This window comes from Pseudomonas mendocina, from assembly GCA_037482215.1.
Taxonomy (GTDB): domain Bacteria; phylum Pseudomonadota; class Gammaproteobacteria; order Pseudomonadales; family Pseudomonadaceae; genus Aquipseudomonas; species Aquipseudomonas mendocina_E.
In genome coordinates this window covers 1,702,966-1,722,245 of sequence record CP148074.1, presented here as the reverse complement: position 1 = coordinate 1,722,245, position 19,280 = coordinate 1,702,966, and the positions used below count along the sequence as shown (strand labels likewise).

The following is a 19,280-nucleotide window of genomic DNA, read 5'->3' as shown; positions in this document are numbered from 1 at the left end:
TGCAAAGCCTCACGCATAGCTTGCAGCTCTCAGGCCCCCTGTAAGGCGAGTGACTGAGAGCCCATAGGGCAAATTAAAGTACTGCTTTTGGGTATGAACCCAAGACCTTCACGGCCACGGCTTCCTGATTGATTTTCTCCAGCACATCCTTGATCAGCGGATCACGGTGATGGCCAACGAAATCAATAAAGAACACATAGGTCCATTTGCCGCTGCGGGACGGGCGCGTCTCGATGCGGGTCAGGTCGATACCATTATTGTGGAATGGCACCAGCAGCTCATGCAGAGCACCCGGCTTGTTACGCATAGAGATAATGACTGACGTCTTGTCATCACCCGTTGGCGGAACTTCCTGATTACCGATAATAAGGAAACGCGTGGAGTTATCCGGACGATCCTCAATCTTCTCAGCAAGCTTATTCAGGTCGTAGAGCTTAGCTGCCATGTCACCAGCAATCGCCGCACTGTTCCACTCACTTTTGACACGCTTGGCAGCATCGGCATTGCTGGAAACGGCTACACGCTCAACATTTGGGTAGTGCGCGTCCAACCACTTACGGCATTGAGCTAAGGACTGGGCATGGGAGTAGATTCTTGTGATCTTGTCAGTTTTGGTATTTTCGCCCACCAACAAGTGATGGTGAATGCGCAGCTCAACCTCACCGCAAATGACCAGATCATGCTCAAGGAAGCTGTCGAGGGTGTGGTTGATTGCCCCTTCAGTCGAGTTCTCAACTGGAACCACACCGAAGTTAACCGCACCAGCGGCCACTTCGCGGAACACCTCATCAATGGCAGCCATGGGCACACTGATAACGGCATGGCCGAAGTGCTTCATTGCCGCGGCCTGGGAGAATGTCCCCTCCGGACCGAGATAAGCAACGCGCAGCGGGTTTTCTAGCGCCAAGCAAGACGACATGATTTCGCGAAACAGCCGCGCCATTTCTTCATTGCCCAGCGGCCCCTGATTTCGCTCCATGATGCGCTTGAGCACCTGAGCTTCACGCTCGGGGCGATAGAAAACAGGCTTTTCACCTTCAGCCAGCTCTTTCATCTTGACCCGCGCAACTTCCTCAGCGCAGCGGGCACGATCACTGATCAGCTCGAGAATCTTTTCATCCAGATTATCGATACGCACGCGAAGGGCTTGCAGCTCCTGTTCCGACATCAACCGTGCTCCTTTTCGAACTCCGCCATGTAGGCAACCAACGCCTCGACCGCATCCAGCCCTACAGCGTTATAAATGGAGGCACGCATGCCACCAACAGAACGATGCCCCTTCAGGTTGAGCAGACCGCGAGCATCAGCACCCGCCAGGAAAGGCTTGTCCAAGCGCTCGTCAGCAAGACGGAACGGGACGTTCATCCACGAACGCGCATTAACACTGATCGGATTGCTGTAGAACTCGCTGCTGTCGATGGCCTTGTACAACAGGTCTTTCTTGGCGCGGTTCAGTTTCTCCATCGCCTCGACACCGCCCTGCTCCTTCAGCCACTCAAAGACCAAGCCGGATAGATACCAGGCAAAGGTCGACGGCGTGTTGTACATGGAGCCGTTATCGGCGGCGATTTTGTAGTTGAGCATGGTCGGACAGCTGCTACGGGCACGGCCGAGCAGGTCTTCCCGAACAATCACCACCACCAGACCACTCGGGCCTATGTTCTTCTGTGCGCCCGCGTAGATCAGGCCATAACGGGACACGTCCACAGGACGGGAAAGAATGTCCGATGACATATCTGTCACCAGCGGCACGTCACCCACCTCTGGAATCCAGTCAAATTGCAAACCACCGATGGTTTCGTTGCTGGCGTAGTGCAGATAAGCAGCGTCTTTCGAGAGCTTCCACTCGTTCTGACCCGGAATGGCAAAGTAGTCATAGGCCTTGGCACTGGCGGCTACATTGACATTACCGAAGCGGCTGGCTTCCTCAATGCTCTTTTTCGACCAGATGCCGGTATCGACATAGTCAGCCACACCATCTTCAGGCAACAGGTTCAGCGGAATTTCAGCAAATTGCTGGCTGGCACCACCTTGCAGGAACAGCACCTTGTAGTTGTTCGGAATACTCATCAGGTCGCGCAGATCCTGCTCGGCCTTAGCGGCAATGCCGGTGTACTCGTCACTACGGTGACTCATTTCCATGACTGACAGACCTTTACCCTGCCAATCCAGGAGTTCAGCCTGGGCGCGTTGCAACACTGCTTCAGGAAGCGCGGCCGGGCCGGCGCAGAAGTTAAAGGCTCGCTTGCTCACATCCACTCTCGCTCAAAAATAGGGCGGCCGTGGAATTCCACGGCCCGCCAGACACTACACCAGCGGGGCGGCCTAAGCCGCCCCGATAGATCACTCTTCGCTTAGCGGGGCCGCATCCTCGCCCGCGTCTGCTTCAGTGGCATCCTCTGCCTGAACGTCGGCAATTTCTTCGCCTTCCAGCAGCTCGTCCTCACCATCATCAGACGGCTCCTGCACGCGCTCCAGTCCCACTAGGGTTTCATCTTTGGCCAGCTTAATCAGGGTTACACCCTGCGTGTTACGACCCAAACATGAAATTTCGCTAACACGGGTACGGACCAGTGTGCCTTGGTCGGAAATCAGCATGATTTCCTCTCCGTCGAGCACCTGTACAGCCCCAACCAGCTTGCCGTTACGCTCGTTGCTGACCATGGCGATAACGCCCTGACCACCACGACCACGGCGTGGGAACTCCTGAATCTCGGTACGCTTACCGTAACCGCGCTCGGAGGCGGTCAGAATCTGCGCACCTCCTTCCGGGATCAGCATAGAGATGATGCGTTGACCTTCCATTAGACGCATACCGCGGACACCGCGAGCAGTGCGCCCCATGGTACGGACATGTTTTTCTTTGAAGCGGATAACCTTGCCGCCATCAGAGAACATCATCACGTCGCGAGCACCATCAGTGATGGCAGCCGCGATCAAGGTGTCGCCTTCTTCCAACTTCAGAGCAATCAAACCGCTGGTACGTGGACGGCTGAACTGCACCAGCGGCGTCTTCTTCACAGTACCGAAAGCGGTTGCCATAAAGATGTAGGCGCCCGTTGGTTCGTCCTGCTCGTCATCAGCCACATCGGAGTCGCTGTCGTCAGCGCCTTCGGCTTCAACCACTTCGCCTTCCAGAACAACGCCTTCAGCATCATCCAGCTCGTCTTCGTCACCGCCGTTTTGCTGCAGGGCTTCCAGATCGACCTGGAGCATGGCGGTGATGCGCTCACCTTCATCCAGCGGCAACAGGTTGACCAGCGGACGACCACGAGCAGCGCGGGAGGCTTCCGGAATTTCGTAGGTTTTCAGCCAGTACACTTTACCTTTGCTAGAGAACAGCAGCAGCGTGGCATGGCTGTTGGCAACCAACAGGTGCTCGATGTAATCCTCATCTTTCACGCCAGTCGCCGACTTACCGCGACCGCCACGGCGCTGAGCCTGGTAGGCATGCAGCGGCTGGCTCTTGGCATAGCCACCGTGGGAAATAGTGACGACACGCTCTTCTTCGGTGATCAGATCGGCAATGGTCAGGTCCATGCGCGATGCAACGATTTCGGTGCGACGGTCATCGCCGAATTCAGCCTTAATCGCCTCCAGTTCTTCGCGGATCACTTCCATCAGGCGCTCGGCGCTGGTCAGGATGCGGATCAGCTCACCAATCTGAGTCAGGATTTCCTGGTATTCGGCCAGCAGTTTTTCATGCTCAAGACCGGTCAGGCGGTGCAGGCGCAGATCCAGAATGGCCTGAGCTTGTTCCGGTGACAGGAAGTACTTGCCATCACGCAGACCGTATTGCGGGTCCAGGTCTTCCGGGCGGCAGGTATCGGCACCGGCACGTTCAACCATTGCTTCAACGGCGGCGGATTCCCACGCAGTGCTGATCAGCGCCTGCTTGGCTTCTGCCGGGGTTGGCGAGGCTTTGATCAGGGCAATAACCGGATCAATGTTGGACAGCGCAACGGCCTGCCCTTCAAGGATATGGCCACGCTCACGCGCCTTGCGCAGCTCGAACACGGTGCGGCGGGTAACCACTTCGCGACGGTGCAGGATAAAGGCTTCGAGCATGTCTTTAAGGTTCAGGACACGCGGCTGACCGTCAATCAACGCTACGACGTTGATACCGAACACGCTCTGCATCTGGGTCTGCGCGTACAGGTTGTTCAGCACAACCTCTGGCACTTCACCACGGCGCAGCTCGATCACCACGCGCATACCGTCCTTGTCGGACTCGTCGCGCAGCTCGGTGATCCCTTCGATTTTCTTTTCTTTGACCAGCTCAGCGATCTTCTCGATCAGGCGCGCCTTATTCAGCTGGTAAGGCAGCTCAGTCACGACGATCTGCTGGCGGGTACCGCTCTTGTCGATGTCTTCGACTTCAGCACGGGCGCGCATGTAAATGCGACCACGGCCAGTGCGGTAAGCCTCGATGATACCGGCGCGGCCATTGATAATGCCCGCAGTCGGGAAGTCCGGACCTGGGATGTGCTGCATCAGCTCATCCACAGTCAGCTCCGGGTTCTCGATCAGGGCCAGACAGCCGTTGATCACCTCAGTGAGGTTGTGCGGCGGGATGTTGGTCGCCATGCCAACAGCAATACCGCTGGAGCCGTTAACCAACAAGCTTGGAATTTTGGTCGGCATGACCGCCGGAATTAGTTCAGTGCCGTCATAGTTCGGCACCCAATCCACGGTTTCTTTGTGCAGGTCAGCCAGCAGCTCGTGAGCGAGCTTGGTCATACGCACTTCGGTGTATCGCATGGCTGCAGCGTTGTCGCCGTCCACAGAACCGAAGTTACCCTGACCATCTACCAGCAGATAACGCAGGGAGAACGGCTGGGCCATACGTACGATGGTGTCGTATACAGCGATGTCACCGTGCGGGTGATATTTACCGATTACGTCACCAACCACACGGGCGGACTTCTTGTATGGCTTGTTCCAGTCGTTGCCCAACTCGCTCATCGCAAACAGCACGCGGCGGTGCACAGGCTTCAAGCCATCACGTGCATCAGGCAGTGCCCGACCGACGATTACGCTCATTGCGTAGTCGAGGTAAGACTGCTTGAGTTCGTCTTCAATATTGACCGGGAGGATTTCTTTGGCCAGTTCGCCCATGAGTAGCCTGGTTCCTTTTTCTGGTAAAACTCCGCGCCATTCGTCCTGAATGACAGGGAGCCAGTCGCTCAGCCTTACGGCTTACAGCGACTCACGACAAATCAATCAGTTATGCCATCTATCAGCGCTGGTAAGAGGCACCTTTAAAGGCCCCCTGAAACCGCCGGAGCTTACCACAAACAGTACGCCGCACCTATCCCTTACCGTGCAGCGTACAACGCATGAAGGGCAACCTAGGTCAATGCAGGCACTGACGACACATGAGTTGTGCCATTTTTCGTCATCAGGGCGATGCCAACTTCCCTCTCAGTCACCATAAAATCAATCAGATCTGCAGGCATTACATCAAAAGAAGGACTAAAAACCTCTCCTCCCGCCACCACAGTGCGTGGCTCTGCCCCACTCTTTAGCGGATACACAGCATCAATCACGTCACCACCATAGCCTTTAGTCATATCAGTGCACTGGGAGAGGTCACCATCACCCCGCCCCCGTGATGCATGGCCGTATGGCTAGCTGATAGGAACAAATCGGACCAACCGCGTCACTATATAGTCGCCCCCTGCAGGCACAGTCATACCGGAACCGGCATGTGAAACTGGCCTGTACACTTCATGCTTCAGGCGTTCCCCTATACACTCCCTTTCTTCTTTAATAGGCTCGGAATTCCCCCATGGATCGCCCACTACTTGACCTGCTGCTTCTGCCAAGTTGGCTGATCCCCGTCGAGCCGGCAGGCGTACTGCTCAAGGAACACGCGCTAGGGGTTCTAGACGGTAAAATTACCCTTATTGCTCCACGTGAAGAGGCACTGAAATATCAAGCCCGGCAAACTCTTGAGTTACCGGGCAGGCTCCTGACACCTGGACTGGTTAACGCCCACGGGCATGCCGCCATGACCCTGTTCCGCGGTATAGCCGATGACCTGCCACTGTCGACCTGGCTGGAAAAACACATATGGCCAGCCGAGGCCAAATGGGTTAACGAGCAATTCGTGCAAGATGGCACCGAGCTGGCGATTGCTGAACAGATCAAAGGTGGCATTAGCTGCTTCTCTGATATGTACTTCTTTCCACAGGCCGCCTGCGAGCAGGTTCACAAGAGCGGAATCCGCGCACAGATCACCATCCCCGTGTTGGACTTTCCCATTCCAGGCGCCCGGGATGCTGCTGAATCCCTGCGCACGGGAGTGACACTGTTCGACGACATGCGCCACCACCCGCGCCTGAAAATCGCCTTTGGTCCCCACGCGCCCTACACGGTCAGCGATGACAAACTGGAAAACATCCTAATACTGGCTGAGGAACTGGACGCCGGCATCCATATGCATGTCCATGAGACAGCACTGGAAGTTCAACAAAGCCTGGAGCAGCGCGGCGAACGCCCTATGGCCCGCCTTGCACGCCTGGGCCTCCTGGGGCCGCGTTTCCAGGCCGTGCACATGACCCAAATAGATGATGACGACCTTGAGTTACTGGTCGCCAGCAATACCAGCGTCATCCACTGCCCAGAATCAAATATGAAACTGGCCAGCGGCTTTTGCCCGGTGGAAAGGCTCTGGCAAGCAGGCGTCAACGTCGCCATCGGCACGGACGGCGCCGCCAGCAACAATGACCTTGATCTACTCGGCGAAACCCGCACAGCTGCCATGCTAGCCAAGGCAGTGCACGGCTCCGCCAGCGCCCTGGACGCCCACCGAGCACTGCGCATGGCAACACTCAATGGCGCTCGCGCCCTTGGCCTTGATGAACAGACCGGCTCACTGGAACTGGGGAAACTCGCTGATCTGGCAGTATTCAACCTCGATGGTATGGGACAGCAGCCCATCTATGATCCGCTATCACAACTGATTTATGCCGGTGGAAGGACCTGTACTGAACACCTTTGGGTAGGCGGCAAACACTTATTAGACAGCGGAAAACTCACCCGCATGGACGAAGAGCGGATCACCCACAATGCCCGAATGTGGGGGAGCCGAATTGTCGGACTCACATCGTAGGCACCGAAATGCAAATTCCTGCGACAAACTGACATACATCAGTTATGCAACTGATACCCACGCGACCCGACTAAACTGGCAACATGAGCAATTTAGCTCGCGCCCTCGCCGCATACAGATTCAGGGAACCTTATGAGCAACGTTGATCACGCCGAAATCGCCAAATTCGAAGCATTGGCTCACCGCTGGTGGGACCGTGAAAGCGAGTTCAAGCCACTGCATGACATCAATCCATTGCGCGTCAACTGGATTGACCAACGCGTAGGCCTGGCGGACAAGAAAGTCCTGGATGTTGGCTGCGGCGGCGGCATCTTAAGCGAGGCGATGGCGCAGCGCGGCGCCAATGTGACAGGTATCGATATGGGCGAAGCGCCATTAGCCGTGGCGCAACTGCACCAATTGGAGTCTGGCGTTCAAGTCGAATACCGGCAGATCACTGCCGAGGCACTGGCTGAAGAGATGCCAGGCCAGTTTGATGTCGTTACCTGCCTGGAAATGCTGGAGCACGTGCCAGACCCAGCTTCAGTCATCCGCGCCTGCTACAAGATGGTCAAACCTGGCGGCCAGGTGTTCTTCTCCACCATCAACCGCAACCCCAAGGCGTATATGTTCGCCATCATCGGTGCCGAATACATCATGCGCCTGCTTCCACGCGGCACCCATGACTTCAAGAAATTCATCCGCCCATCCGAGCTGGGTGCTTGGTGCCGTGCTGCTGGCCTGCAAGTTAAAGACATCATCGGCCTGACCTATAACCCTCTGACCAGACACTACAAGCTGGCGCCTGATGTAGACGTCAACTACATGATTCAGACCCTGCGTGAGGAATAAGGGGCATGCGTTTACGAGCAGTACTTTTTGACATGGATGGCACGCTACTCGACAGCGCCCCCGACTTTATTGCCATCTGCCATGCCATGCGCGAAGCGCGTGGCATGCAACCGATTGCTGACAAACTGATTCGCGATAATGTATCCGGCGGCGCTCGTGCCATGGTGGCCGCTAACTTCGACATACAACCAGATACCGAAGGCTTTGAAGCCTTACGCTTGGAGTTCCTTGAGCGCTATCAGACTCACTGCGCCGTACTGACTCGCCCGTTTGATGGCATCAACCAGTTGCTCAATGAAATCGAGCAAGCCAAGCTGACCTGGGGCGTGGCCACTAACAAACCAGTCCGCTACGCAGAACCGATTATGCAGCAGCTCAGACTGGCAGAGCGCTCGGCGGTTTTGGTGTGCCCCGACCACGTCAGCCGCAGCAAACCCGACCCGGAAATGATCCTGCTGGCTTGCGAAAAAATGGGCATCCCCCCGCAGGCCACTCTGTTCGTAGGCGATGACGAGCGCGATATCGAAGCTGGCCGTGCTGCCGGCTGCAAGACCGCCGCAGTCAGTTACGGCTACATCCACCCTCAAGACAACCCACGCAATTGGGGTGCCGATGTGGTGGTGGATCATCCAATGGAACTGCGCGACATCCTTGAGCGCGCTCAGTGCGGTTGCTGAACCCTCGCTGCCCCATAGACACCAGCCCTGAACCAATGAGGCTTTTTCATGTTTGATTACACTGCCCGCCCAGACCTGCTTAAAGGCCGGGTGATACTCGTCACCGGTGCTGGCCGCGGCATTGGTGCTGCCGCTGCCATGAGCTACGCAGCCCATGGTGCAACCGTGTTGCTTCTGGGTAAAACCGAAGATCACCTGACCCGGATTTATGACGCAATCGAAGCTGCGGGCTATCCGCAGGCTGCAGTCATCCCGTTCAACCTGGAGACAGCGTTACCGCACCAATACGACGAACTCGCCTCAATGATTGAAGCTGAGTTCGGTAAAGTTGACGGTCTCTTACACAACGCCTCAATTATTGGACCGCGCACACCTCTTGAGCAGCTATCCGGCGATAACTTCATGCGCGTCATGCAAGTCAACGTCAACGGCATGTTCATGCTCACCAGTACCCTGCTGCCCCTGCTGAAGCTCTCAGAAGACGCCTCTGTGATCTTCACTTCAAGTAGCGTTGGTCGCAAAGGTCGGGCTTATTGGGGCGCTTATGCCGTGTCCAAATTCGCCACCGAGGGCCTGATGCAAGTCATGGCCGATGAGGTCGAAGGCATCAGCAACGTCCGCGCTAACAGCGTTAACCCCGGCGCCACCCGCACTGATATGCGCGCCCAGGCTTATCCCGGCGAAAACCCGCAAAACAACCCGCTGCCCGAGGAAATCATGCCGGTTTACCTCTACCTAATGGGCCCGGACAGCAAAGGCGTCAATGGCCAAGCGTTCGACGCGCAATAAACGGTGAACTGCCGCCGGTTTTCCGTCGGCGGCAGTTTCAGCGGCATCTATATTCCCTTCAAGCCGACATTTATCCGGCATCAATTTGCCACCACACACCTCTAAATCTTAATAAATCCTTATATTTCAATGGTTTATAAGGTTGGCACGAAACTAGCTATACAAAAGTATTGCCGCGTTTCGGTTAGAGGTAGAGCTTCATGGCACCGCGCACACCATCCAATACAATCGATTTTGATACCGCTAAATTGCAACGCCTTGGATTTACTAAGCGTGCAAAGTCGCCGCTCAAACCGGTGAGCTTGGCGCAGCTGCGCCAACAATTGAGTTTGCGACTGCAAACCTCGTTGGAGGTTGAGCGAATCATCGAAATGTTCTTCAGCGACATTCAACAGCTGATTCCGCTGTCATCCCTGACGTTCGAGCTGGCATCTTGTGACCTGCGCCTTGAGCTGGGTGAGCGGAGCAACCACAGCGCCAGCTACCACCTGAATCATCAAGACCAGTACCTTGGCGAACTGACATTTCGCCGCAAAGTGCGCTTTACAGAGGAAGAGCTAGGTCAGCTTGAATCCTTATTGGCCAGCCTGGTTTACCCGCTGCGCAATGCCCTACTCTATCGCATTGCGATCCACTCAGCCCTGCGAGACCCACTAACCGAAACAGGCAACCGGATCGCCATGGATCAGGCCCTTAATCGTGAGATCGATATTGCGCGGCGCAACCTGCAACCGCTTTCAATCCTGATGATCGACATTGACCACTTCAAACAGATCAATGACAACTATGGTCACAGTGTCGGTGATCAGGCCCTGAAGGCCGTGGCCAACGCAATCAAAACCAGCCTGCGTAACGTCGACATGGTTTTCCGAGTTGGCGGAGAGGAGTTTCTGGTCCTTTTGTCCAACACCGGCAAGGAGGCAGCATCAATGGTTGGCGAGCGTTTGCGCCAGTCTGTTATGAACACCCAGTACCTTGTGGACGGCGAGGCAATGAAATTGTCTATCAGCTTGGGCTGTGCCGAGCTGGAAGCAGGTGAATCCAAGGACCAACTGATGCACCGGGCAGACTGTGCGATGTATGCCTCTAAACGAGCAGGACGCAACCGTCTTTCTATGGCGAGTTAAGCACAGTAGAGGTGATAAAAAAGGCGACCATCAGGTCGCCTTTTTTACGGGTGCCGCTTAATCACTCAGGCTTACGGCCGCGGCCAAAACCAGGGCGCTGGCCTTCACGAGCAGGTTGGCTGCGGCGCTTATCGGCTCCAGCAGGCTTACGTGCTGGACGATCGGCGAGCTCAACAGCAGGACGCTGACGCTTTTTGGCCACATCGCTCGGACGCTCAGCAACTGGTGTACCCTTACCCTGCTCACTGCGGGATGGACGGCCACGGCCAGTCGTTGCAGGCTCGCCTTTGGCCGGACGCAAAGTGCGCGCAGGACGCTCACCACGAACAGGCTTGGCAGCTTTACGCTGCATGCGATCGAGCTTGTCGCGGGCCTTTTCTTTCATTTCCGGCAGTGCAACAGGCTTGAGCCCGACTTCCTCGCTGAGGATGTCCACTTCACGCTGACCCATTTCACGCCAGCGCCCCATGGGCAGATCAGATGTCATAAAGACCGGTCCGAAACGCACGCGCTTCAAACGGCTGACCACTAGACCTTGAGACTCCCACAGACGGCGCACCTCACGGTTACGACCTTCCATTACCACACAGTGGTACCAGTGGTTAAAGCCTTCACCACCTGGAGCTTCTTGGATGTCGGTAAACTTCGCAGGGCCATCTTCCAGCATTACGCCGGTTTTCAAGCGCTCTATCATCTCCTCGGTGACTTCGCCACGCACACGCACTGCGTATTCACGGTCCATCTGGTAGGAGGGATGCATCAGGCGGTTCGCCAATTCACCGTCTGTGGTGAACATCAGCAAGCCAGTGGTGTTAATGTCCAAACGACCGATGTTGATCCAACGGCCTTCACGCGGACGCGGCAGACGATCAAACACCGTCGGACGGCCTTCCGGATCGTCACGGGTGCAGATTTCACCTTCCGGCTTGTTGTAAATAATGACGCGGCGTACGGTTTCGGCGCGCTCTTCGCGGCGAATTACTTTACCGTCGACAGCAATGGCGTCATGCAGATCGACTCGCATACCCAAGGTGGCGGTTTCACCATTGACCTTGACGCGACCGGCTGTAATCCAGGCTTCGATTTCACGACGCGATGCCATGCCCATACGGGCCATGACTTTTTGCAGTTTTTCGCCTGCAGGACGGGTTTCTTCGATTTCACTCATCTGGGCACCTCCCGGTGTTTTCTGGTGAAGAACAGGCCACTCTGACCTGTTGAGGGGCCCGGATCATACGCGAATTATTGGATTGACGCACGGTTGAGCTTAGTTGGCTGGCAGCAAACCGTCACTTTCTACGCCGATTTAAGGCCGACAAAGTCAGTAATCGCATATCGGCCTGCGCCAGTACTGCCCGCTGCTCCTGCTTATCGAGCTTCTTCCACGCTTTAATTTCGGCCTTGCTGCGGCCACAACCACAGCAGATCTCACCGTCGAACTTACAGACCTTGATGCACGGATTTTTCACCCAGCCTCCGTTTTACCTTAAGACGCGACATGCCTAGTGGCTGTGCGGAGGCTCGTCATCAATCAGCGCCTCTTCTCCATTCACGTCATCAGCGTTGTCTTCGAGCGATTCCTCGTCCTCAGACTCGAGTGCAAGAACTGGCAAATCGTCGAAGTCTGTTTTCAGCCCCTGCTCCATGGAATCCAGCTCTGCCAACAGGCTGCTGAAGCTGGTTTCCTCTGACTCTTCAGGATTTTCCTCGTCTGCTGCCGCCAGATCGGCGCGGGCCTGCAAGCCTTCCGGCACGGCTGGATCCACCTCGAACGCCAGCACTGGTTCAGGCTCCATCTCACGCAGGGCAGCCAGCGGCGGCAATTCGTCGAGACTCTTCAAGTTGAAGTGATCGAGAAACGACCGGGTAGTGGCAAACATAGCCGGCTTTCCCGGTACATCTCGGTAGCCCACCACACGAATCCACTCTCGCTCCAGCAAGGTTTTGACAATCTGGCTGTTGACCGCCACCCCGCGTACATCTTCAATTTCGCCCCGGGTGATTGGCTGGCGATAGGCAATCAACGCCAGAGTTTCCAACATGGCGCGGGAATAACGTTGCGGGCGCTCCTCCCACAAACGGCCGACCCACGGTGCAAAGCGCTCACGCACCTGTAAGCGGTAACCGGAAGCCACTTCCACCAACTCAAAAGCCCGCCCTTCGCAGGACTTACTCAGGTGCTCCAGAGCCTGTTTGAACACATCTGGCTCAGGCCGCTCACCTTCTTCAAACAATTCGTATAAGCGCTCTAGAGAAGTCGCCTTTCCAGAGGCTAATAAAAATGCCTCAAGCAAACTGGCAAGCTCTTGGGGGTCACTCAGATTCATACTATTCAGCCCGCGCCCTTACGTGGATTGGCCCAAACGCTTCGTTCTGTACCAACTCAACCAGCGACTCCTTGATCAACTCAAGCACTGCCATAAATGTCACCACTACACCGAGCTTACCTTCCTCGGCAGTAAATAAGCTGACAAAAGGTACAAACGCCCCGCCCTTGAGACGCTCCAGCACCTCACTCATGCGCTCGCGGGTAGACAGCACCTCACGGGTCACCTGATGGCTTTCGAACATATCAGCGCGTCGCAGCACTTCTGCCATGGACACCAGTAGCTCTTCGAGGCTGACATCAGGCAGTAGTTTTCGCGCCCGGGCTTCAGGTGCATCAAGGCGCGGTACGGTAATGTCGCGCCCCACCCGACTCAGGCCATCAATGCCTTCAGCGGCCGCCTTAAAGCGTTCGTACTCCTGCAACCGGCGAATCAGCTCAGCACGCGGGTCATCTTCTTCAGCATCCGCTTCGTTTGAGCGCGGCAGCAGCATGCGCGATTTGATCTCGGCCAGCATGGCCGCCATCACCAAATACTCAGCAGCCAGCTCCAGACGCACAGTACGCATGAGCTCGACGTAGCTCATGTACTGGCGGGTGATTTCCGCCACCGGAATATCCAGCACGTCAATGTTCTGTTTGCGGATGAGATAGAGCAGCAAGTCTAGCGGCCCTTCGAACGCCTCCAGGAAAACCTCCAGTGCATCCGGCGGGATGTACAGGTCTTGCGGCAGTTCGGTCAGCGCCTCACCGTAAACCAGCGCAAACGGCAGTTCCTGCTGGGCATTGGCCTGCGGGTCTTGATGCTCTTGGGCAGTGGCTTCACTCATTCGGATACTCGGCTCAAGCTCAGCGTTCGCCGCCAAACGGCGTCGGATCGCCACAGCCTACGCGCAGCACCTCGGGCTCATCCTCAAGCAGGCTGACCACAGTCGAGGCCTCCAAATTGCCATAGCCACCATCAATGACCAGATCCACCTGATGCTCCAGCATCTGCCGCATCTCGTAAGGATCGCTCATGGGCAAAGATTCCCCCGGCAAAATCAGGCTGACACTCATCATCGGCTCGCCCAACTCAGCCAGCAGCGCCATGGCTATCGGGTGTTGTGGTACACGCATGCCGATGGTGCGGCGTTTGGCATGCAGCATAATGCGTGGCACTTCACGGGTGGCGTTAAGAATGAACGTATATGGACCCGGCGTGTAGGTTTTAAGCAGACGGAAAGCAGCTGTGTCCACCTTGGCAAAGGTGCTCAACTGGGAGAGATCTGAGCAGGCCAAGGTGAAATTATGTTTGTCGTCCAACTGACGCAGACGACGGATTTTCTCCAGCGCGCTCTTATCCCCAAGCTGACAGCCAAGCGCATAGGACGAGTCAGTCGGGTACACCACCACCCCGCCATTGCGAATGATGTCCACCGCCTGTTTGATCAGACGTGGCTGGGGATTTTCCGGATGTATTTGAAAAAACTGGCTCACGCTCGATCCCTGATCAGATTGCTATGGGTTGTTTAACCTGGCGAAAACGTCCCGACAACAGCGGCAAATCATCAGGCACCGGGCGATACATGCCCAACTCTGACCACTGCCCCGGCCCGTGGAAGTCGCTACCAGCACTCACGAACATACCGAATTCTCGCGCCAGAATGGTTAACGTTCCGACCTGCTCAGCAGGCTGCATCCCATTAACCACTTCTAATGCATGACCACCCGCGGCGACGAAATCTGCCACCAGCTTCCGCCTTTTACTGCGGGTGAAATCGTAATGCCAAGGGTGAGCCAAACTGACCCAAGCCCCTGAGCGACGTAAGGTATCGACCGTTTGCGCCAACTCCGGCCAATGCTGCTTCACATCGCCAAGTTTGCCAGCGCCCAACCATTTGCGAAAAGCCTCGGCGCGGTCTTTAACATACCCCTCACGCACCAAAAAATCTGCGAAATGAGGGCGTGCAGGTGCATTACCGCTGTCACCTAAGGTTTGCTGAATCTCACGCGCCCCCTCTAATGCCCCCGGCATTCCTTTACCAGCTAACCGTTTGGCAATTTCAGCCGCGCGTAACCAGCGCCCCTCGTGTAGCTCGGTTATGGCAGCTTGTAACGCAGGAGCATCAGGGGAAAAGTCGTATCCCAAAACATGGATAGTGGCGCCGCCCCAGGTACAAGACAGCTCAATGCCATTGACCAACTCGATGCCGAGCCTCGAAGCCGCCGCAGCCGCCTCGTCCAACCCTTCAATCGTGTCATGATCTGTCAAGGCCAGCACGCGCACTCCGCGCTCATGGGCACGGGTGACCAGCGCCGTAGGGCTGAGCGAACCGTCTGAGGCGGTACTGTGGCAATGCAAATCAACTTCCATAAGGAACACTTTTCCAGTCATTCATGTTTGTTATTATGCAGGCAGATCAGGATTCTTGCTGGCCCACCGCACCATTTCTCCGACAAGCTAATGTCTGGCAACCTGTATTTAGGCCTGCGGACTGGCACTCAACGATTTAAGGACTGAGATGTTCTACGCAATCATTGCTACCGATGCCGAAAACTCACTGCAAAGCCGACTGGATGCTCGCCCTGCTCATCTGGCCCGCCTTGAGCAACTGAAATCTGAAGGCCGCCTGCTGATTGCGGGCCCTCACCCAGCAGTAGACAGCAACGACCCAGGCCCTGCTGGCTTCTCCGGCAGCCTGATAGTGGCTGAGTTCGACTCCCTAATTGCTGCTCAGCAGTGGGCAGATGCTGACCCTTATCGTGCTGCTGGGGTATACAGCTCGGTCGTGGTTAAACCATTCAAACTCGTATTGCCGTAATTCCCTGACGTCTGCCAATTACAGAAAAATAAGGATTTCCGATGCGATTAGGTTCACTGATTTTGCTAACTGCTTTATCTGCTCCTTGCGCAACGCTCGCGGAAGAAGCGGCTCCTGCACCATCTGAAATCCCCTCTGCGGCGCTGCCAGTGGCAACAGCCCCAGCAGCGCCAGCACCTTCGGCACTGGAAGTACAGCTGCAAAAACAAACCGCTGAACAAGAGGCCCAGTTACTGGCCGAGCGCAACGAGAACCAGCGACTGCGCCAACAGCTTAAGCAAGCTCAAGCTGACAGTGCTCCACCACCACTAATCACTGAACAGCAAACCTGGTACGCAATCGGCGCAGGCTCGGCCCTGCTAGGCGTCATCATTGGTGCATTGCTGCGCGGCGGCCGCCGTACACGCCGAGAGTGGCTCAACTGACCCATGACTAACCTGCTACTGATTGATGACGACGTTGAACTGTGCGAACTCCTGAGCAGCTGGCTCACTCAGGAGGGATTTCAAGTCAATGCCTGCCATGACGGTGCAAGCGCCCGCCAAATGTTGGCAGGGGTTACGCCAGAAGCTGTCGTGCTGGATGTCATGCTTCCGGACGGCAGCGGCCTGGAATTGCTGAAAAAGCTACGCAGCGACTACCCAGAGCTCCCTGTAGTTATGCTCTCTGCCCGGGGAGAACCCTTAGACCGCATCCTCGGGCTTGAGCTAGGGGCCGATGATTACTTAGCCAAGCCCTGTGACCCACGCGAGCTGACCGCTCGCTTACGCGCCGTCTTGCGCCGCAGCCACAGCCCTGTGCAGAACAGCCAGTTTGACCTGGGTGATCTGCACTACAGCCAGGCACGGGGCACGGTCAGCATTGGTGAGCATGAGGTGACCCTGACGCTGTCCGAAAGTCGCATTCTTGAGGCCCTGCTCCAGCAACCCGGTGAACCCGTGGATAAACAGGTGCTGGCGCAACTGGCCCTAGGCCGTAAGCTCACCCTGTACGACCGCAGCTTGGACATGCATGTCAGCAACCTGCGCAAAAAGCTCGGCCCGCACAGCGATGGCCGCCAGCGCATTCTGGCACTGCGCAGCCGGGGCTATTACTACGCGGTTTAACACGCTCTTTACCAAAGCTTTACTCAGCCCTGACTGCGCTTGACCTTGACCGCCCTAAACTGAGCTCATCCGGTTATCCACCGGGCTCAGAGAAGGAGAAACACCATGCGCAAGACCCTTACCGCTGCCCTGATTGTCCTGACCCTGCCAGCACTGGCCATGGCCATGCCAGAAGGTGGTCACCACCGCGGCGGCGACTTTGGCCCTCGCTTCGATAAAGAGCTGGACCTCAGCCGCGAACAGAACCGCACCGTTCGCCAAGCCATGGCAGAAGGTATGAAATCCCGGCACGAAATCACCCAGCGCTACCTGGAAAAGCTTTCTGCCGCTGATAAGAAAGCGATGGAGGATGAACTGAAAGCGGCCCGTGACAAACAGCAAAGTGCGATCCGTGCCGTACTCACGCCCGAGCAGCAAAAAGCGTTTGACGAGCGTCAAAAGCAAATGCAGGAGCGCCGCGCCGAACGCTTGGAGTTTGAAGCGTGGAAAGCTGAGAAGGACAAAAAAGCCCAGTAAATTTCGGGTTTAACCCAAAGCCCGTCACACTCTTCGTGTGACGGGCCTTTTTCATGTGTTGCTGAAGGAGTTGCCGTGCGTTCACTTTTCTGGCGTGTTTTTGCAAGCTTTTGGCTGGCCATCGCCCTTGCCGCCGGTTTTTCACTCCTGCTTGGGCGTGTTATCAATCAAGACGCCTGGTTGCTTAGCCAGCACCCTGCACTCAAGGGGCTTGCCGAGCAGTGGACGCAGCACTACGAAAATAATGGCCCCAAGGACTCACAGAACCTGCTGGAACAACGCAAGCGTGAGCATCGGGTTGATGTTCAGGTTCTGGACGAGAACGGCGCCCCCGTTGTCAAAGGCACCTTCCCGCCACGGGCAGCCGCCTATGAGGCCCGGCACCGTAATGAAAAACGCCTGCCTTGGCGGCGACTGAGTCTGGATTACACCAGTCCCCAGACCGGTGAAACGTACCTTTTCATCTACCGCATCCCAATGCCAGAGGTGCTTGAATGGCAGCGGCAAAGCCTGCTCTGGCCTGTTAGTGCAATCTGCATTGCCTTGCTGGTGGTAACCCTGATTAGTTTGTGGCTGACCCTCTCCATCACCCGCCCTCTCAATCGCTTGCGCGGCGCCGTGCATGATCTGGGACAAACCGCCTACCAGCAGAGCAGCCTGGCAGAGCTGGCCAAACGACGGGACGAGTTGGGCACTCTAGCTGCCGACTTTAACCGCATGGGCGAACGGGTACAGGGGCTGATTGGCAGCCAGCGGCAGCTGCTGCGCGATGTATCACACGAGCTGCGCTCACCTTTAGCTCGGCTGCGTATAGCCCTGGCGCTGAGTGAGAGAGCCGATCCGGCCGAACGCGAAAAGTACTGGCCGCGTCTGACCCAAGAATGTGACCGCCTGGAAGCACTGATTAGTGAAATCCTGGCATTGGCCCGGCTGGATGCGGAGCCCGGCAGCATCCAAACCATCCACGTACGCGAGATGCTCAGTAAGCTGCAAGAGGATGCCCGCATTGAGGCACCTGAGCAGCAAATACGTGTCGAGAGTGAAGCACATCTGGCACTTTCAGGCTGGCCAGATATGCTCCAGCGCGCCATGGAGAATCTCCTGCGCAACGCCCTGCGCTTCAGCCCGACTGATAAACCGATTGAACTGATAGCTCGCCAAGAGGGTGACGAGATCCGCTTAAGCGTCCGCGATCACGGCCCTGGCGTCGCTGAAGAACACCTGGCGCGCCTTCACGAACCCTTCTTCCGTGCACCGGATCAAGGCGCCAATGGTCATGGACTTGGGTTAGCAATAGCCCGTCGTGCAGCTGAGCGGCATGGCGGCCAGTTGATCCTGGCCAACCATGCTGCAGGTGGTTTTATCGCGACGTTGCGGCTGCCGCTTAAACCAGCGGCCACGCTTTAACAAACGGTGTGATATCGGGCCGAGGAGCAGTTCTCGGCTCTTTCTCAGGCGTTCCAAGATAGAGATAGCCCACCAGTTGCTCGTTGGCCTGCAATCCCAGACCTGTAAGCACATTCGGGTTATAGGCCATATCCCCTGTACGCCAAACCGCCCCGATGCCTTGAGCATGGGCCGCCAACAACATGGCATGAGCGGCACAACCTGCGGCCAGCACTTGCTCCTGTACCGGAACCTTGTGGCCCTCGGTGACAGAAGCAATGACAACCACCATCAAGGGTGCACGCAATGGCATATTCCGGGCTTTGTTGAGAAGCTCCGGGGCGCTGTCCACCGGCAGTGATGCCGCAAACAGCTCGCCTAGCTGAACCAGCCCTTCGCCTTCAATGATCAGAAAACGCCAAGGCTTCAGTTGACCATGGTCCGGCGCACGTAAAGCAGCTTGAAAAAGCAATTCACGCTGCGCTGCATCAGGAGCAGGCGCAACTAAGCGCGGAACCGAAACCCGGTCAGTCAGCGCAACAAGAGCATCCATTGGAAACCTCAGGTATCAGAGAAATTGCATCATTCTAATACCTGAACA

Annotated in this window: 21 protein-coding genes; 10 read left to right on the top strand and 11 right to left on the bottom strand. The window is 56.4% G+C overall.

Annotated elements, in window-relative coordinates; translation table 11 throughout:
• Positions 1-73: 73 nt before the first annotated feature.
• The 4 genes from pheA to WG219_07765 all read right to left on the bottom strand — a co-directional run bounded on the left by pheA (position 74) and on the right by WG219_07765 (position 5,573).
• Positions 74-1,168 (bottom strand): prephenate dehydratase, encoded by a 1,095-nt coding sequence (pheA, locus tag WG219_07780; protein ID WXL27342.1) that lies wholly within the window; start codon positions 1,166-1,168, stop codon positions 74-76.
• Positions 1,168-2,253 carry a 3-phosphoserine/phosphohydroxythreonine transaminase gene (gene serC / locus WG219_07775; GenBank protein WXL27341.1) on the bottom strand — a complete coding sequence of 362 codons (1,086 nt, stop codon included), beginning with the start codon at positions 2,251-2,253 and terminating at the stop codon, positions 1,168-1,170. Before serC ends, pheA begins: the two co-directional genes overlap by 1 nt.
• Positions 2,254-2,343: 90 nt before the next feature.
• Positions 2,344-5,118 (bottom strand): DNA gyrase subunit A, encoded by a 2,775-nt coding sequence (gene gyrA, locus WG219_07770; GenBank protein ID WXL27340.1) that lies wholly within the window; start codon positions 5,116-5,118, stop codon positions 2,344-2,346.
• A gap of 233 nt (positions 5,119-5,351) precedes the next feature.
• Positions 5,352-5,573 carry a hypothetical protein gene (locus tag WG219_07765; GenBank protein WXL27339.1) on the bottom strand — a complete coding sequence of 74 codons (222 nt, stop codon included), beginning with the start codon at positions 5,571-5,573 and terminating at the stop codon, positions 5,352-5,354.
• A gap of 218 nt (positions 5,574-5,791) precedes the next feature.
• On the opposite strand from WG219_07765, the gene WG219_07760 reads away from it, so the two are divergent.
• The 5 genes from WG219_07760 (at position 5,792) to WG219_07740 (ending at position 10,541) form a co-directional block, all read left to right on the top strand.
• Positions 5,792-7,117, top strand: coding sequence for a TRZ/ATZ family hydrolase (locus WG219_07760; protein ID WXL27338.1), 1,326 nt, complete (start codon positions 5,792-5,794; stop codon positions 7,115-7,117).
• 132 nt (positions 7,118-7,249) lie between these two features.
• Positions 7,250-7,948, top strand: coding sequence for a bifunctional 2-polyprenyl-6-hydroxyphenol methylase/3-demethylubiquinol 3-O-methyltransferase UbiG (ubiG, locus tag WG219_07755; GenBank protein WXL27337.1), 699 nt, complete (start codon positions 7,250-7,252; stop codon positions 7,946-7,948).
• A 5-nt stretch (positions 7,949-7,953) separates the two neighbouring features.
• Positions 7,954-8,625, top strand: coding sequence for an N-acetylmuramic acid 6-phosphate phosphatase MupP (gene mupP, locus WG219_07750; GenBank protein WXL27336.1), 672 nt, complete (start codon positions 7,954-7,956; stop codon positions 8,623-8,625).
• Between the two features lie 48 nt (positions 8,626-8,673).
• On the top strand, positions 8,674-9,414 hold the full coding sequence (locus tag WG219_07745; protein WXL27335.1) for a YciK family oxidoreductase: 741 nt from the start codon (positions 8,674-8,676) through the stop codon (positions 9,412-9,414).
• A 200-nt stretch (positions 9,415-9,614) separates the two neighbouring features.
• On the top strand, positions 9,615-10,541 hold the full coding sequence (locus WG219_07740) for a GGDEF domain-containing protein (GenBank protein ID WXL27334.1): 927 nt from the start codon (positions 9,615-9,617) through the stop codon (positions 10,539-10,541).
• Between the two features lie 61 nt (positions 10,542-10,602).
• Here the strand turns inward: WG219_07740 and WG219_07735 are convergent, their stop codons facing one another.
• From WG219_07735 to WG219_07710, 6 genes are all read right to left on the bottom strand, one after another.
• Positions 10,603-11,709 carry a pseudouridine synthase gene (locus WG219_07735; GenBank protein ID WXL27333.1) on the bottom strand — a complete coding sequence of 369 codons (1,107 nt, stop codon included), beginning with the start codon at positions 11,707-11,709 and terminating at the stop codon, positions 10,603-10,605.
• A gap of 121 nt (positions 11,710-11,830) precedes the next feature.
• Positions 11,831-12,010, bottom strand: a complete 180-nt coding sequence (locus WG219_07730) for a DUF1289 domain-containing protein (GenBank protein WXL27332.1) — start codon at positions 12,008-12,010, stop codon at positions 11,831-11,833.
• A 33-nt stretch (positions 12,011-12,043) separates the two neighbouring features.
• On the bottom strand, positions 12,044-12,868 hold the full coding sequence (gene scpB, locus WG219_07725; protein WXL27331.1) for an SMC-Scp complex subunit ScpB: 825 nt from the start codon (positions 12,866-12,868) through the stop codon (positions 12,044-12,046).
• A 1-nt stretch (position 12,869) separates the two neighbouring features.
• Complete coding sequence (locus WG219_07720) at positions 12,870-13,568, bottom strand: ScpA family protein (protein WXL27966.1); 699 nt, start codon at positions 13,566-13,568, stop codon at positions 12,870-12,872.
• A gap of 148 nt (positions 13,569-13,716) precedes the next feature.
• A complete protein-coding gene (locus WG219_07715; protein WXL27330.1) occupies positions 13,717-14,346 on the bottom strand; it encodes an L-threonylcarbamoyladenylate synthase in 630 nt (209 codons plus the stop codon).
• Positions 14,347-14,359: 13 nt separating this feature from the next.
• Positions 14,360-15,223: a PHP domain-containing protein gene (locus WG219_07710; GenBank protein WXL27329.1), complete on the bottom strand. Its 864-nt coding sequence runs from the start codon at positions 15,221-15,223 to the stop codon at positions 14,360-14,362.
• A 148-nt stretch (positions 15,224-15,371) separates the two neighbouring features.
• Between WG219_07710 and WG219_07705 the strand changes: the two genes are divergently transcribed.
• From WG219_07705 to WG219_07685, 5 genes are all read left to right on the top strand, one after another.
• A complete protein-coding gene (locus WG219_07705; GenBank protein ID WXL27328.1) occupies positions 15,372-15,671 on the top strand; it encodes a YciI family protein in 300 nt (99 codons plus the stop codon).
• Between the two features lie 41 nt (positions 15,672-15,712).
• Positions 15,713-16,096 (top strand): translation initiation factor 2, encoded by a 384-nt coding sequence (locus tag WG219_07700; protein ID WXL27327.1) that lies wholly within the window; start codon positions 15,713-15,715, stop codon positions 16,094-16,096.
• A gap of 3 nt (positions 16,097-16,099) precedes the next feature.
• The gene (locus tag WG219_07695; protein ID WXL27326.1) at positions 16,100-16,777 is read left to right on the top strand and encodes a response regulator transcription factor; all 678 of its coding nucleotides are present in this window, start codon (positions 16,100-16,102) and stop codon (positions 16,775-16,777) included.
• A gap of 105 nt (positions 16,778-16,882) precedes the next feature.
• The gene (locus WG219_07690) at positions 16,883-17,293 is read left to right on the top strand and encodes an LTXXQ domain protein (GenBank protein WXL27325.1); all 411 of its coding nucleotides are present in this window, start codon (positions 16,883-16,885) and stop codon (positions 17,291-17,293) included.
• A 75-nt stretch (positions 17,294-17,368) separates the two neighbouring features.
• Positions 17,369-18,700, top strand: a complete 1,332-nt coding sequence (locus WG219_07685; protein ID WXL27324.1) for a HAMP domain-containing sensor histidine kinase — start codon at positions 17,369-17,371, stop codon at positions 18,698-18,700.
• Here WG219_07685 and WG219_07680 read toward each other — a convergent pair.
• Complete coding sequence (locus WG219_07680; protein ID WXL27323.1) at positions 18,678-19,232, bottom strand: nitroreductase family protein; 555 nt, start codon at positions 19,230-19,232, stop codon at positions 18,678-18,680. The genes WG219_07685 and WG219_07680 overlap by 23 nt on opposite strands.
• Positions 19,233-19,280: the final 48 nt, after the last annotated feature.